This window comes from Pseudarthrobacter sp. lyk4-40-TYG-27, assembly GCF_030209295.1.
GTDB lineage: Bacteria > Actinomycetota > Actinomycetes > Actinomycetales > Micrococcaceae > Arthrobacter.
On record NZ_JARVSH010000004.1, the window covers coordinates 346,252 to 360,131 of the forward strand.

16 protein-coding genes are annotated in these 13,880 nt (G+C 67.5%); 9 read left to right on the forward strand and 7 right to left on the reverse strand.

Annotated elements, in window-relative coordinates; genetic code table 11:
- The first annotated feature begins 112 nt into the window (after positions 1 to 112).
- Both QRM96_RS09275 and QRM96_RS09280 read left to right on the forward strand, forming a co-directional pair.
- Positions 113 to 724, forward strand: coding sequence for an LPXTG cell wall anchor domain-containing protein (locus QRM96_RS09275; RefSeq protein WP_285319368.1), 612 nt, complete (start codon positions 113 to 115; stop codon positions 722 to 724).
- A 352-nt stretch (positions 725 to 1,076) separates the two neighbouring features.
- On the forward strand, positions 1,077 to 1,484 hold the full coding sequence (locus QRM96_RS09280; RefSeq protein ID WP_285319370.1) for a VanZ family protein: 408 nt from the start codon (positions 1,077 to 1,079) through the stop codon (positions 1,482 to 1,484).
- A gap of 10 nt (positions 1,485 to 1,494) precedes the next feature.
- Here QRM96_RS09280 and galU read toward each other — a convergent pair whose 3' ends face one another.
- The 7 genes from galU to paaA all read right to left on the reverse strand — a co-directional run bounded on the left by galU (position 1,495) and on the right by paaA (position 7,370).
- The gene (gene galU, locus QRM96_RS09285) at positions 1,495 to 2,385 is read right to left on the reverse strand and encodes a UTP--glucose-1-phosphate uridylyltransferase GalU (RefSeq protein ID WP_285319371.1); all 891 of its coding nucleotides are present in this window, start codon (positions 2,383 to 2,385) and stop codon (positions 1,495 to 1,497) included.
- A 93-nt stretch (positions 2,386 to 2,478) separates the two neighbouring features.
- The gene (locus QRM96_RS09290) at positions 2,479 to 3,261 is read right to left on the reverse strand and encodes an enoyl-CoA hydratase/isomerase family protein (protein WP_285319373.1); all 783 of its coding nucleotides are present in this window, start codon (positions 3,259 to 3,261) and stop codon (positions 2,479 to 2,481) included.
- A 23-nt stretch (positions 3,262 to 3,284) separates the two neighbouring features.
- The gene (gene paaE, locus QRM96_RS09295; RefSeq protein WP_285319374.1) at positions 3,285 to 4,523 is read right to left on the reverse strand and encodes a 1,2-phenylacetyl-CoA epoxidase subunit PaaE; all 1,239 of its coding nucleotides are present in this window, start codon (positions 4,521 to 4,523) and stop codon (positions 3,285 to 3,287) included.
- Between the two features lie 9 nt (positions 4,524 to 4,532).
- A complete protein-coding gene (gene paaD, locus QRM96_RS09300) occupies positions 4,533 to 5,057 on the reverse strand; it encodes a 1,2-phenylacetyl-CoA epoxidase subunit PaaD (RefSeq protein WP_285319610.1) in 525 nt (174 codons plus the stop codon).
- A gap of 5 nt (positions 5,058 to 5,062) precedes the next feature.
- Entirely contained in the window at positions 5,063 to 5,989 is a 927-nt protein-coding gene (gene paaC, locus QRM96_RS09305) for a 1,2-phenylacetyl-CoA epoxidase subunit PaaC (protein ID WP_285319376.1), read from the reverse strand.
- Entirely contained in the window at positions 5,986 to 6,366 is a 381-nt protein-coding gene (gene paaB / locus QRM96_RS09310; RefSeq protein ID WP_018761633.1) for a 1,2-phenylacetyl-CoA epoxidase subunit PaaB, read from the reverse strand. Before paaB ends, paaC begins: the two co-directional genes overlap by 4 nt.
- Complete coding sequence (gene paaA, locus QRM96_RS09315) at positions 6,363 to 7,370, reverse strand: 1,2-phenylacetyl-CoA epoxidase subunit PaaA (RefSeq protein WP_285319378.1); 1,008 nt, start codon at positions 7,368 to 7,370, stop codon at positions 6,363 to 6,365. Before paaA ends, paaB begins: the two co-directional genes overlap by 4 nt.
- A gap of 464 nt (positions 7,371 to 7,834) precedes the next feature.
- Here paaA and QRM96_RS09320 point away from each other — a divergent pair, with 464 nt between their 5' ends.
- The 7 genes from QRM96_RS09320 (at position 7,835) to QRM96_RS09350 (ending at position 13,880) form a co-directional block, all read left to right on the forward strand.
- Positions 7,835 to 8,230 (forward strand): DUF6855 family protein, encoded by a 396-nt coding sequence (locus tag QRM96_RS09320; protein WP_018761635.1) that lies wholly within the window; start codon positions 7,835 to 7,837, stop codon positions 8,228 to 8,230.
- A 163-nt stretch (positions 8,231 to 8,393) separates the two neighbouring features.
- On the forward strand, positions 8,394 to 9,977 hold the full coding sequence (locus tag QRM96_RS09325; RefSeq protein ID WP_285319379.1) for a S53 family peptidase: 1,584 nt from the start codon (positions 8,394 to 8,396) through the stop codon (positions 9,975 to 9,977).
- Between the two features lie 130 nt (positions 9,978 to 10,107).
- Complete coding sequence (locus QRM96_RS09330) at positions 10,108 to 10,863, forward strand: phosphatase PAP2 family protein (protein ID WP_285319381.1); 756 nt, start codon at positions 10,108 to 10,110, stop codon at positions 10,861 to 10,863.
- A gap of 9 nt (positions 10,864 to 10,872) precedes the next feature.
- The gene (locus tag QRM96_RS09335; protein WP_285319382.1) at positions 10,873 to 11,625 is read left to right on the forward strand and encodes a DedA family protein; all 753 of its coding nucleotides are present in this window, start codon (positions 10,873 to 10,875) and stop codon (positions 11,623 to 11,625) included.
- Between the two features lie 5 nt (positions 11,626 to 11,630).
- Positions 11,631 to 12,302: a response regulator transcription factor gene (locus QRM96_RS09340; protein WP_285319383.1), complete on the forward strand. Its 672-nt coding sequence runs from the start codon at positions 11,631 to 11,633 to the stop codon at positions 12,300 to 12,302.
- The gene (locus QRM96_RS09345) at positions 12,299 to 13,360 is read left to right on the forward strand and encodes a sensor histidine kinase (RefSeq protein ID WP_285319384.1); all 1,062 of its coding nucleotides are present in this window, start codon (positions 12,299 to 12,301) and stop codon (positions 13,358 to 13,360) included. Before QRM96_RS09340 ends, QRM96_RS09345 begins: the two co-directional genes overlap by 4 nt.
- Before the next feature lie 85 nt (positions 13,361 to 13,445).
- Entirely contained in the window at positions 13,446 to 13,880 is a 435-nt protein-coding gene (locus QRM96_RS09350) for a VOC family protein (protein WP_018761641.1), read from the forward strand.

Sequence of the window (13,880 nt, forward strand, 5' to 3'; positions counted from 1 at the left end):
TGGTACCTTCTACTTGGGATATCTATCCGTAGTTCTGCACATGGTCTCGTGTGGAGGGGACATTTCCCCAAAATCGGGTAATCAAAACTGAAACGTCTCCGGGGGGACACACATGAAGAAAACACTCGCCGCACTCGCACTTGCCGGCTCAATCGCACTCGTTGGCTCCGCGCCCGCCATGGCCGCAACCTACCCGGCACTTCCGCCGGCGGTTGGTGTCTCTGACGGAACTCCCGCACCGGGCCAGACCTTCGTCTTCACCGCACAGGGCTTCCTGCCCGGCGAAACCATTACCATCACGATCACCGTGGCCACCACTGGCGCGGCAAACGCTGGCGGAACCGCCGTCTCCGCCAAGATCCCCGTGTTCCAGGCTCCGCAGACGCTTAGCGCGACCGCTGACGCCCAGGGCAAGATCTCCGTTCCGCTGGCAATCAGCGAAGCTGGCACGTACAGCATCACCGCCAAGGGCAACACCTCAGGCGTAACCGTCGGTCCCGTCACCGTCACCGTTGCAGCAGCACTGGCCAACACCGGCGGCAGCGGCAGCACCGTTGCAGGCAACGCCGGCGGCGCTCCGCTGGCCAACACGGGCGGCCTGGCCAACACCGGCGCCGACTCCGGCCTGATCCTGTGGACCCTGGTGGGCGCAGGCGCACTGGCCGCCGGCGCAACCTCCGTTGTGGTGGTTCGCCGCCGCGCCAAAGCTGAGGTTGCCGCCTAACCGCAGCAACTCCTAGCACCAAAGAAGGTGGGTGCATCTCCGGAAACGGAGATGCACCCACCTTTTGCTTTGGGGCTGATGCTGCGGGTTTCCGCAACCTTGACTTCGACAAGCTAAGCCAACGCTTGTTTTGTGGTAACTATTAGGGCTATGGGGAGACATTGGCGCAGGGCACCACGCGAATACGACTTTTCCATCCCGCTCCCCCGGCCACAGGTGCTCGGCTACGCCCTCCTCGTTCTCCTCGCGGCCTGCGCCCTCGCCACCGCCGCTTTTGCCCTTCTACGGACGTCCTGAGGCCCCTTTGAGAATCCTCAACAACCACCGGCTGTGGCAGCTCATCCTCGCGGCCATGGTGGTTCCGTTGGCGCTCGTCGCCTTCTGGCCGACACCCGTAGACCAGCCCATCTCAGGGCAGCTGGGCATCGTGTTGAATTTCCTCCACCACCACGGTATTCCCCGCTGGTTTAACTATGACTTCGTGGAACGGTCCGCCAACGTTGGCCTCTTTCTTCCCGTCGGATTTGTAGCCGCCCTGGCATTTCCCAACAAAAAATGGTGGCAAATCGGAGCTTTCGGAATGCTCGTTTCCGGCTGCATCGAACTGGGGCAGCTTTTGTTTCTTCACAGCCGCTTTGCAAGCCCGTCAGATGTCATGACCAATACGTCAGGGGCTGTCATCGGCGCCCTGGTGGCACTCCTGGCCATGCAAGAAAGGAGGCCCGTCGCCTTCCGGCAACGGGCCTCCCAAAAACAATAGAACGCCAAGACTACCCGACGAAGCCCTTCATCCAGGTCTTCAGGTCCTCACCGAACTCCACACGCTCGGACGCCAGCGTGATGACGGCCTTGAGGTAGCTCAGCTTGTCACCGGTGTCGTAGCGGCGGCCCTTGAAGACCACACCGTACACGCCCGAACCTTCGCCTTCGCCGGCTGCGAGGGTCTGCAGGGCGTCGGTCAGCTGGATCTCATTGCCACGGCCCGGAGCGGTGTTCTCCAGGACGCCGAACACCGAGTGGTGCAGCACGTAGCGGCCGATCACGGCCAAGTTGGACGGTGCGTCAGCGACCGCCGGCTTCTCCACCAGGCTGTTGACGCGGACGTAGTCCTCGCCTTCAACAACCGAGATGTCCGCGCAGCCGTAGGCACTGATCTGGGAGGGGTCAACCTCGATCAGGGCGATAACGGAACCGCCGGTCTTCTGCTGCACCTCCATCATGGCGCCCAGCAGGTTCTCAGCCTCATCGATGAGGTCATCACCCAGGAGCACCGCGAAGGGCTCGTCCCCTACGTGCTGCTGGGCGCAGAGCACAGCGTGGCCCAGGCCCTTGGCTTCGCCCTGGCGGACGTAGTGGATGGGACCCAGGTTGGAGGCGTACTCCACCATGCCCAGCTTGTCCTTGTCCCCCTTGGCCTCCAGCGCAGCCTCCAGGCCGGGCTCGCGGTCGAAGTGGTCCTCCAGGGCGCGCTTGTTGCGGCCCGTGATCATCAGCAGGTCGGTGAGACCGGCATCCACCGCTTCCTCGACCACGTACTGGATGGCCGGGCGGTCAACCACCGGCAACATTTCCTTCGGCATTGCCTTGGTGGCGGGCAGGAAGCGAGTTCCCAATCCGGCAGCAGGAATGACGGCTTTGGTGATAGCTCTCCCCATAGTCATAGCTGAACCTTAACAAATTTGATGGAGCGGCGGGCAATTATGATTTCGTGGACCAGGTTTCGGTGGTTTTCGCCAAGCTCGATGTCGACAAGCTCACTCACCGCGGAATTGGGGTTCGCGCTTCTCCTGGAATGCCCGGAAACCCTCCGCGTAATCCGCGGTCTTGCAGAGGCGTGCCTGTTCCTCGTTCTCCTCCTGCATGGCCTGCCACAGGCCCAGGCGCTGGTCGCGGATGTGCGCCACCAACTCCTTCGAGGCAACGAACGCCCCGGTGGCACCGGCAGCGACGCGCGAAACGATCGCCCGGGTGGAGTCCAGCAGCTCGGCCGCCGGCATGGCACGGCTGAACATGCCCTGCGCCACGGCCTCGGCCCCCGAGATCAGGTCCGCTGTGTAGATCAGGTCCAGCGTCCGGTGCATGCCCAGCCGCTCCGTGAAGTACCAGTGTCCGCCCGAATCCAGCGTGGCGCCCAGCTTGGCGAAGGGTGAACCAAACTTGGCGTTCTCTGCCACGTACACCACATCCGTGGCCAGCAGCAGCCCCAGCCCCACGCCCAGGCACGCGCCTTGGGCCGCGGCGAACGTCGGCGCCGGGAACGCGGCCATCTTCTTCAGCAACGGCTCCACCAGCCCGCCCAGGTACGCTGCGGCGTCGTCACTCTCCGGGGTGACCCCGGCAATGTCCCGGCCCGCGCAAAAGGCCCGGCCCTCTCCCCTGAGCAGCAGCGCCCGCACCTCACCGCGCGAGGCGGCGGCAGCAGCGTCGTCGTACGCCTGGGTTAAATCCAGCAGCGCCTGCTCATCAAGCGAGTTCAGCTTGTGCGGGGCGTCCAGAACGACCTCTGCGATGCCGTTGCTGATGGAAAGGGAAATCATGGGGCTCCTTTGTGTGAAACGGATTAGACGTCGAAGTCGACCGTGACTTCCTTGCTGGTGGGGTGGCTCTGGCAGGTGAGCACGTAGCCCTTGTCCAGCTCGTCCTGCTCCAGCGCGTAGTTCTCGTCCATGGTCACGCTGCCGGTGACCACCTTGGCCCGGCAGGTGCCGCACACTCCCCCGGCGCACGCGAACGGCACGTCCGGGCGGACCCGCAGCGCCGCGTTCAGGATGGACTCGCGGGCGTGCGTGGGGCTGGCCACCTCGCCCTGCAGGCCGTCCAGCTTGAACGTGATCTTGTACGTCTCCTTGGACTCGTCCACCACCACGGGCCGGCCTGCCTGGCCCTCCGGGCGGTCCGGCTTGCCCGACGTGAAAAGCTCGAACCGGACGTTCTCCGGCTTCACCCCGCGCTCGGCCAGGGTGTCCCGGCACAGCTGCACCAGCTCGAACGGCCCGCACAGGAACCACTCGTCCACATCGTCCGCGTGCAGGGCGGTGCCCAGCAGCTGCTGCAGCTTCTCCGCATCGATCCGGCCGGAGAGCAGCGGCGCGATCCGCTGCTCCCGGGAGAGCACGTGGTGGATGGCCAGCCGCTGCGGGTACTTGTCCTTCAGGTCCGCCAGCTCCTCCAGGAACATCACGTCCATGGCGGCTTTGTTGGCGTAGATCAGATCGAACCGGGTCTCCGGGTTGGCGGCCAGCAGCGTCCGGGCGATCGCGATCACCGGGGTGATGCCGGACCCGGCGGCGATGGCCACGAAGTTCCCGGCCTCCCCCGCGAGTCCTGTCTCCATGTCCTTCGGACTGTTCATGGAGGTCATCACGTTCTGCTCCACGGCCACGCCGTCGCGGCCGTGCTTGGACACGAACGCGCCCATGGGGCTCATCACGTCCAAGGTGTCCCCGGCCTTCAGCTCGGCGTTGGCCCAGGTGGAGAACAGTCCGCCCAGGTCCTTCTTGATGGCCACGCGGATCTCGCTGGTGCCGTCCTCGAAGCTGCGCGGCTCGGCGCAGATGGAGTAGCTACGGCGGATTTCCTTCGGCTCGCCGTCCTCGTCCGGAAGCGTGGTGCGCAGGGCAACGTACTGGCCGGGCAGGTAGTCGAACTTGCCGGCGAGCTCCGCGGGGACGTGGAAGCTGACCTCGATGGCGTCCTCGGTGAGCCGGCGCACCTCCTGCACGGTGAGGGTGTGGAAGGACGGACGACGGCGGCCGGTCACCTCAGCCTCTTCGGCAGCGGTCTGGCGGACAACAGGCATGGGGGTTCCTTACAGGACTTTGAAGTAGTCGAACGGTTCCTTGCAGTCCTGGCACACATAGAGCGCCTTGCAGGACGTGGAACCGAAGCGGGTGAGTTCCTTGGTGTTCAGGCTGTTGCACTGCGGGCACTTCACCGCCAGGCTCAGCCGGACGGGGCCGGAGTGGCCGCCGGCCTTAGAGTGGCCACTGGGCGGGGCGATGCCGTACTCCTGCAGCTTCTGCTTGCCGGCCTCCGTCATCCAGTCCGTGGTCCACGCCGGGGCGAGGACCAAGTCCACGTGCACGTCCCCGTAGCCCTCCTTCTTGAAGGCCGTGTAGAGGTCGTCCCGGATGGCGTCCATGGCCGGGCAGCCCGAGTAGGTGGGCGTGATGGTGACCGTGACGCTTCCGTCCGTGCCGACGTCGACCTTCCGCAAAATCCCCAGGTCCGCGATGGTGAGCACCGGGATCTCCGGGTCCACCACCGTGGCGGCGATGTCCCACGCCTTCTGGCGGGGCGTCTGCGTCCGGGTTTCGAAGTCCGAGATGTACATGGCAGTCACCAGCTGGCCCCGGGGTGCTCGCGGGCCAGCACCTGCATCTCTGCGAGGATGTAGCCCAGGTGCTCCGAGTGCTTGCCGTACCGGCCGCCGCCCGGGGCTGCGGGCACATCCGGGACCTCCAGCTCGGCCTCGGTGAGGACGGCGGTGACCAGGCGGTCAAAGTCGCCTCTCAGGCTGGAAGGTACGACGGCGGCACCCGCCTCAGCGAGGCGCCGCGTCAGGTCATCGTCTTGGAACAGTTCGTTGACGTACGGCCACATGAGGCGCAGGCCGTGGATCATCCGCTTGCGGGATTCCTCGGTGCCGCCGGCCAGGCGCAGCACCCACTGGCTGCTGTGGTCCCGGTGGTAATCCACTTCCTTCACGGCCTTGGCGGCAATGGCTGCCAGGGTGGCGTCCGTGGATTCGGTGAGCCGGCGGTAGAGCTCGTACTGGTAATAGCTCACCACGAACTGGCGGGCGATGGCGGCCGCGAAATCCCCGTTGGGCTGCTCGAACAGCTGGACACTCCGGAACTCGTGCTCGCGGCGGAAGTAGGCCAGCTCGTCCTCGGACGTGGCCGTACCGTCCTCCTTGGGCATGCCGGCGCCGGCGTAGGTGAGGAAGCTGCGGGCGTGGCCCAGCTGGTCCAGGGCGATGTTGCCCAGGGCGATGTCCTCCTCCAGCTCCGGTGCGCGCGAGATCCAGTGGCCCAGCCGCTGCGCGAGGATCAGGGCGTCATCGCCCAGCCTCAGTGCGTACTCGGCGACGTCCCCGCTGGGCTTCACCAGGCCGGTCTTGACCTCCAGGGCGATGTCCTCCGGGCGCAGGGCGTTGCCGGGGGTGATTCTTGTTGCCGATGCGTTGGAGTCGCCGCCGGCCACGCCGGTGGAGATGTCGCCGTGGCCCGTGCTTTCGTGGGTGCTGGTTTCGGGGCTGCTCACAGGTGCTTCACCCCTTCGCTCTTGGTGTAGTACGTGGCGTGCCGGTAGTCCTTGCCCTGGGGGGACTCGAAGAAGGAGCCCTTGGAATCGGGGTCGCTGGCCGCGATGGCGTCCGCCGGGACCACCCAGATGGAGACGCCCTCGTTCCGGCGGGTGTAGAGGTCGCGGGCATTGCGGAGGGCCATGGCGGCATCCGGTGCGTGCAGGGACCCGGCGTGGACGTGGCTCAGGCCGCGGCTGGACCGGACGAAGACCTCCCAGAGGCCCCAGGCACCGCGGTCGTGGTGCTCCTGCGGCGCGGGGGATGCTTTGGGGGCTTCGCGGTTGATTTCGGTGGCGGAGCTGGCCGGGGTTTCCGGGTTGCCGTGGGGGCTCATGCTGCGTGTTCCTTCTGCTGCTTTGCTGACTGTTTTGCTCGCTGCTTGTCCGCATACGCGGCGGCTGCCTCGCGGACCCAGGCGCCGTCGTCGTGCGCTGCCCGCCGGCGCTCAAGGCGCTGGGCGTTGCAGGGGCCGCGGCCGGCCAGGACTTCCTGGAACTCGTGCCAGTCCAGCGGGCCGTGCTCCCACTTCTTGGTGTCCTCGTTGAAACGGACCTGGTCATCGGGGAGGGTGAGGCCCAGGACCCGGACCTGCTCCACCATCATGCCCACGAAGCGGCTGCGGAGCTCGTCATTGCTGAACCGCTTGATGTTCCACGCCATGGACTGCTTGGAGTTGGGCGAATCGTCATCCGGCGGGCCGAACATCATCAGGGCCGGTGCGTACCAGCGGTTCACCGCGTCCTGGGCCATCTGTTTTTGCGCGGGCGTGCCGTTGGAGAGTTCCAGCAGGATCTCGAAGCCCTGGCGCTGGTGGAAGGACTCTTCCTTGCAGATGCGCACCATGGCCCGGCCGTAGGGGCCGTACGAAGCCCGGCACAGCGGGACCTGGTTGCAGATGGCTGCGCCGTCCACCAGCCAGCCGATGGCGCCCATGTCCGCCCAGGTCAGGGCCGGGTAGTTGAAGATGCTGGAGTAGCGGGCCTTGCCGGCGATGAGGTCGTCCATCATCTTGTCCCGCGACTGGCCCAGGGTCTCGGCGGCGCTGTAGAGGTAGAGCCCGTGGCCGGCTTCGTCCTGGACCTTGGCCATGAGGATGGCCTTGCGCTTCAGGCTGGGGGCGCGGGAGATCCAGTTGGCCTCCGGCTGCATGCCGATGATCTCGGAGTGGGCGTGCTGGGACACCTGGCGCAGGAGGGTCTTGCGGTAAGCCGCCGGCATCCAGTCGCGGGGCTCGATCCGGGAGTCCTCGGCGATGATGCGGTCGAAGTGGGCCTGGCCCGCGGCGTCCGCTTCTTGGGTTAGCTCAGCCGGCACTGACTGCAAGTTCTGCGCTGCCATGGTTGCTCCTATGCAAAGACCTGTCGGGCGGCTCGGAATTATTTACCGACCGTTCGTTCAGGATATGCGGGCGCGGCGGAACTCGTCAAGCGTGCACCCTCCCCCACGCGCGCTCACCTTCGACCGCTCCTCCCCCAACGCCCGCTCACCTTCGACCGCTCCTCCCCCAACGCCCGCTCACCTTCGACCACCCATCCCCCAACGCCCGCTCACTTCTTGCCGCTCTCCCACCAACGCCCGCTCACCTTCGACAGCCTTCCCACCGACGCGCGCTCACCTTTTGCGCGTGGCGCGTGCCGCCGTCGTGCGCTGACTTCCTAAGGCGAGGCCCGCCGTGGTGCGCCACCGCGACCCGTGCGCACCCGCGCGAAGCACTTAACTGATTACCGCCGCAATCAGCGATTTTGGTCTTAAACTCAGGCTATCGACGTGGAAGGTGCGTGGTTCTAGTGTCCGAGGGAACGATGGCAGATCCGTGGCAGCTGGTGACGGCGCCCGGGTCATCCGAATACCAGATGTACCGGGACCCTGAGGCAGCCCCACCGGCACTGGTCTGCCAGGTGGGCTCAACCACCCTGAAATACCACCTCCGGGCGATCGAAGACCTGCATGCGTGGCTGACCGAGCAAGGGGACTGGGTTCCCCTGGGCGCCGCCGATGAATCGAAGCCGGCCCCGGAAGGCAGCGTCGAGGCATGGGGCCGGGATCCCGGGAACCCGGTGGGCGGTTGGTACGGGTTGCGGAAAGGCTACCGCGGACGGTTCGGAATGTACCTCCCACCGCTGCTGGAAGCTCTGGGACTGGCCGAGCTCACCCACGAGAAACGCAATAACTCAGTCCGCGCCCTCCCCAAGGACTGACAGCACCAGCCCAGCCCGTACTCGGCGCGAGTGTGTTTTGCGCGGACCAGGTACCAGCCGCGCCGCTGTCCGTTGGGTGGCTCATCCGGGACCAAAGTTCCCTGTTCATTGTCAGTGACCCGGAGCACAATTGGCCTTGCCTGACCACGAACGGAGCCATCCCATGTCTGAGCACACCAACCCCACCCCCGAGCACGCAGAGAGCCGTGTCCCCCTCCCCGGCTCAGAACGCCCCGCGGCGGCACGGATCCAAAACACCCTGGGTCCTGCCAATCCCGCGCACAGGATCGAGGTCACCGTGATCCTGCGCCGCCAGGAACCGCTGCCGGAGGCCTCCACCGAGCCCGCCCAGCCCCTGACCCGCGAGGAACTGGCAGCACGCCACGGCGCCTCCGACGCTGACCTGGGCCTTGCCACCGAGACCTTCACCCGGCTCGGCGCCGAGGTTGTCGAGGCCGACGCCGCCTCCCGCCGCATCCGCCTCGCCGGGACGGTGGAGGTGCTGAGCCGGATCTTCGGCACCAGCCTGGAGGAAGTCACCAGCAGCGGTCCGCACGGCCACGATGTCACCCACCGGCACAGGACCGGCGGTCTGGAGATCCCCGCGGAACTGGACGGCGTTGTCACGGCGGTACTGGGCCTTGATGACCGGCCCCAGGCGCGCGCCCAGTTCCATGCCATTCCGCGGGCGGCGTCCGGGACCAGCTACACACCGCCCGAGCTTGCCCGGATCTACAACTTCCCCGCGGGCGGCGGCGGCGCCGGCCAGACCGTGGCCATCATCGAACTCGGCGGCGGCTTCGCCCAATCCGACCTGGACGCCTACTTCGCCGAACTGGGCATCACCGGGCCCACGGTGGTGCGGGCAGTGGGGGTCGACGGCGCCGCGAACCATCCCGGACAGGACCCCACGGGCGCGGACGGGGAAGTCCTCCTGGACATCGAAGTGGTGGGCGCCCTGGTGCCCCAGGCGGACATCCCGGTCTACTTCGCGCCCAACACCGACGCCGGATTCCTCGACGCCATCATCAACGCCTCCCACGCCGCCCCGGCACCCACGTCCATCAGCATCAGCTGGGGCCAAAGCGAGGACGACTGGACCGCCCAGGCCCGGACAGCCTTCGACCAGGCCCTGGCCGACGCCACGGCACTCGGCGTGACCGTCACCGCCGCCGCCGGGGACAACGGCAGCGCAGACGGCGCCACCGATGGCAAAGACCACGCCGATTTCCCCGCCTCCAGCCCCCACGCGCTGGCCTGCGGCGGAACCCGCCTCGACGCGGACCCCGCCACGGGAACCATCACGTCCGAGACGGTGTGGAACGACGGCCCGCACTCAGCCACCGGCGGCGGCTACAGCGACACCTTCCCCGTCCCCGCCTGGCAGTCCGCGCACCACGGCGGCCACCACCCCACAGGGACTAAAGGCCGCGGAGTGCCCGACGTCAGCGCAGTGGCGGACCCCCAGACCGGCTACAAAGTGCGGGTGGACGGCACGGACATGGTCATCGGCGGGACCAGCGCCGTGGCACCGCTCTGGGCGGCACTCATCGCCCTCCTGGCGGAGTCCACCAGCCGCACCTTCGGGCAGATCCAGCCGCTGCTCTACCGCAACAAGGCGGCCTTCCGCGACATCACCGCCGGAAACAACGGCACCTACAAGGCTGCCGCCGGCTGGGACCCGTGCACCGGCCTCGGCAGCCCCGACGGAGTTGCGCTCCTCACCGCGATCTCGGCCGGCCCATGACCTGACAGGGCGACTTCCGCGGCCCTGCGGCGGTCACGTTTCTTAAGCCTTTCTTAGGAACCCTGGGGAAGGATCGAAACAGAGACCACGGACAGAACCCTGTCCGCCGCAGGACCATCCCGGAGGATTCGTGAACGGACCAACCCGAGCCCACAAGACAACAGCCGGCCCCCGCACCACCGCCGCAGCCCGCACCCGGTTCCCGGCGCTCCCCCAGGCCCGGCACTGGCTGCTGCTGGGCGCGCTGCTGTGCGCCGCCGTCGTCGCCCTCGGTTTCACGGTGCAGCTCCTGCCCGGCGACACCGCCGCCGAACTGCACGTGGACCAGGACCTCAGCACGCACCACGTTGCCGTGCTGACCGCCGTCGCGATGGGCATCAACCTCCTGTTCGGCCCGGTGGCCGGCCTGGGCCTGATCGCCGTCATCGCCCTGGTGGTGCTGCTGGTGCGCCGCGACCTGGCCACCGCCGTTGCCTTCGGCGTGGTGGCGTGCTCGGGCTGGGTGGCCAGCGAAGCCTTCAAGCTGATCGTCGCCCGGCAGCGGCCCAACCCGGCCCTGCTGTTCGACCCCCTCTCACCGGAGACCGGATCCAACAGCTTCCCCAGCGGCCACGTCAGCTTCGCCGTCGCCCTGGCCTTCGCCCTGTACTTCCTGTCCCGGGGCACCCGCTGGTCCAAGCTGGTGGCCGCGGCCGGCGCCGTCGTCGCCGTCATCGTGGCATGGTCCCGGCTGTACGTCGGGGTGCACTACCCCACCGACGTTGCGGCCTCGTTCCTGGCCGCGAGCGCCGCCTTCGTGCTGCTCGCCGGGCTCTGGAACCGCTTCGCTCCCCGGCTCTTCGACCGCCTGCCCGCCGCGCTCACCACCCCTTCCAGCCGACGCTAAAGGACCCCCATGCACAGCTTCCTCACCCCTGACCTGGTCTCCGCCATGGCCACCACCGGACCACCGTCCCTGCTGGACCCCGCCGGCCTGCTCAGCGGCCTGGGACCGGCAGCCCTGGGCGTGATTGCCGGGATGGTCTTCATCGAATCCGGCGTCCTGTTCCCGTTCCTGCCCGGGGATTCGCTGCTCTTCACCGCCGGGCTCCTGCACCAGCAGCTGCAGCTGGCCCTCCCCGTCCTGATCGGCGTGATCACGGCCGCCGCGATCGCCGGCGACCAGGTGGGCTACCTGCTGGGACGTCGGTTCGGCCGGCGCTGGTTCAAGGACGACGCCAAGGTCCTGAAAACCGCCCACCTCACCGCCACCGAGGACTTCTTCCGCCGGCACGGTGGCGCTGCCGTTGTCCTGGCCCGCTTCGTCCCCATCATCAGGACTTTCGCTCCGCTGACCGCCGGCACCGCCCGTTACGGGTACAAAGCCTTCACGCTGTGGAACATTGTGGGAGCCGCCGCCTGGGCCACGTCCGTGACCCTGCTGGGCACCTGGCTGGGGCACTACGAAATCATCGCCAAGAACATCGACGTCATCGCCGTGCTCATGGTCCTGGTGTCCGTGGTTCCCTGGGCCGTGGAATACCTCAAGCACCGCCGCGCCGCCGCAGAGCCGTCCGCAGGGTACGACGACGACGCTTCGGCGGGTGCCCGGCCGCACCCCGACACGGTGGGCACCAGCGCCCGGCAGGACGCTTTCACGGAAGAATAGGCCGCATGACCACCGCGGACCGGCCTTCCCTGCTGCTCGCCGAGGACGATCCCGCGCTGGGACCAATGATCGCCGAACTGCTGGAGCCGGACTACCGGATCCGGCTCACCGCCACCGGCCAGGAAGCCCTGCACCTGGGGCTGACGCAGCCCTGGGACGTGATGGTGATTGACCGCGGCCTGCCCGTCATGGACGGACTGGCCGTCATCGCGGCGCTCCGGGCCAAAGGCATCGCCACCCCCATCCTGATCCTCACCGCGCTGGGCGAGACGGACGAGAAGGTCCGCGGGCTGGACACCGGCGCCAACGACTACATGACCAAACCGTTCGACGCCGGCGAGCTGGCGGCGCGGCTGCGCGCCCTGACGCGCACCTTCGCTCCGCCCGCGGGGCCGGTGGGCATCGGCAGCTGGGACTTCGATCCGGCGTCGCGCGCTGTCCGTTCCGCCTACGGCGAGGTGGTGACGCTGACCGCCAAGGAAGCCGAACTCCTGGCGGCGCTGGCCGCCGAACCCGGCAGGGTGTTCACCCGCGACGACCTGCTCGCCGCGCATTTCCAGTCCACGGACCAGCCCGGCGTCATCGACACCTACGTCCACCACCTGCGCCGAAAGATCTCCCGGACCGTCATCCGCACCGTCCACGGCGTGGGCTACCAGATCGGCGACCCCTCATGACCTCTTCCTCCTCCAGTGTTGGCTCCTCCGGCCCTGGCTCCACCGGCGTGTCCCACTCCGGCTCCGGGGACGCGGACCAGGACATCCTCCGACGCGCGTCGCTGAAGGTGGCACTGCGGATCAGCGCCGGCGTGGCCGTCCTGGTGCTGGTGCTGCTTACCGCCGCCACCGTGTTCCTCATGAACAAGCTGGCCCATCCCACGCCGCCCGGTTCCACCGCCGGCAAGGCCTACACCTACCTGGACTCGAAGGACCTGATCGAGGGCATGATCCTGGCCGGGCTGGCGGGCATCGTGCTGGCCGGCGTGGTGGGCTGGATCAGCGCCCGCAGTGCCATCCGGCCTCTGGGCGAGGCCCTGGCCAGGCAACGGCGCTTCGTCCAGGACGCCAGCCATGAACTCCGCACGCCGCTGGCGATCCTTGATACCCGTATCCAGCTGGCGCAGCGCAAGGCCGAGCCCGGGTCCGAGCCGGCGCAGGCGTTGGCGAAGATCCGGGAGGACACGGCCACGCTGACGGGCATCGTCAACGAACTCCTTTTGGCGGCGACCGGCTCCCCCGGCGGATCCGCCGGCGCGTCCGGGGACGTTGTCCCGGAGCCGGTGGACGTCGCGGCGGTTGCCCGGTCCGCCGCCGAAAGCCTCCAGGACCTGGCCGGCCAACAGGGCATCCGGCTGGACTTCTCCGGGGCCGGTACGGCGTGGGTGCGCGCGGATCCCGGCTCGCTGCGGCGCGCCATCCTGGCCCTGGCCGATAACGCCCTGGCCCACACCCCCTCCGGCGGAAGCATCACCATCAGCACCAGTGTTGAGGGATCGCGGGCCGTGGTCCTGGTGGCAGACACCGGAACCGGGATCACCGGCGTGGACCCCGGCCGGATCTTTGACCGGTTCGTCCGCGCCCCGGGGTTGGACGGATCCGGGGGCAGGCGCAGCTTTGGCATAGGCCTGGCCCTGGTCCGCGACATCGCCACCGCAGCCGGCGGCACCGTGGACGTACAGCGGACCGGATCCGACGGCACGACCATGAGGCTGGCACTGCCGCTGGCGCGGGACTGAAGCATGCAGTCAGGGGGTATTGACCCCTCACTTGTTTTTTGCAAGTATCGTGGTTATCCACTCCATCTTGGGAAATGAGACTGTGATGACCGCAATGTTCGTAAACCTGCCGGTGACTGACCTGGAGCGCGCCAAGGCGTTCTATACGGCGGTGGGTTTCACCATCAACCCGCTCTTCACCGACCACAACGCCGCGTGCGTGGTGGTGGAGGAAGACCACAGCTATTTCATGCTCCTGGTCCGCGAGTACTTCCAGACCTTCAGCGACCGGCCCATCGGCGACCCGTCCGCGACCGTATCGGCCACCACCGCAATTTTCCTGGAGAGCCGGGATGCAGTGGACGCCAGCGTTGCCAGTGGCCTGGCAGCAGGCGGGACCGAGGCCCAGCCCGCTTCCGATTACGGCTTCATGTACCAGCGCCAGCTGACGGACCCGGACGGCAACATCCTTGAGTTTGGCTACATGGAAGCCGCCGCCGCCGAACAGGGCCCGGAAGCCTTCATGAACCAGCAGGCCTGA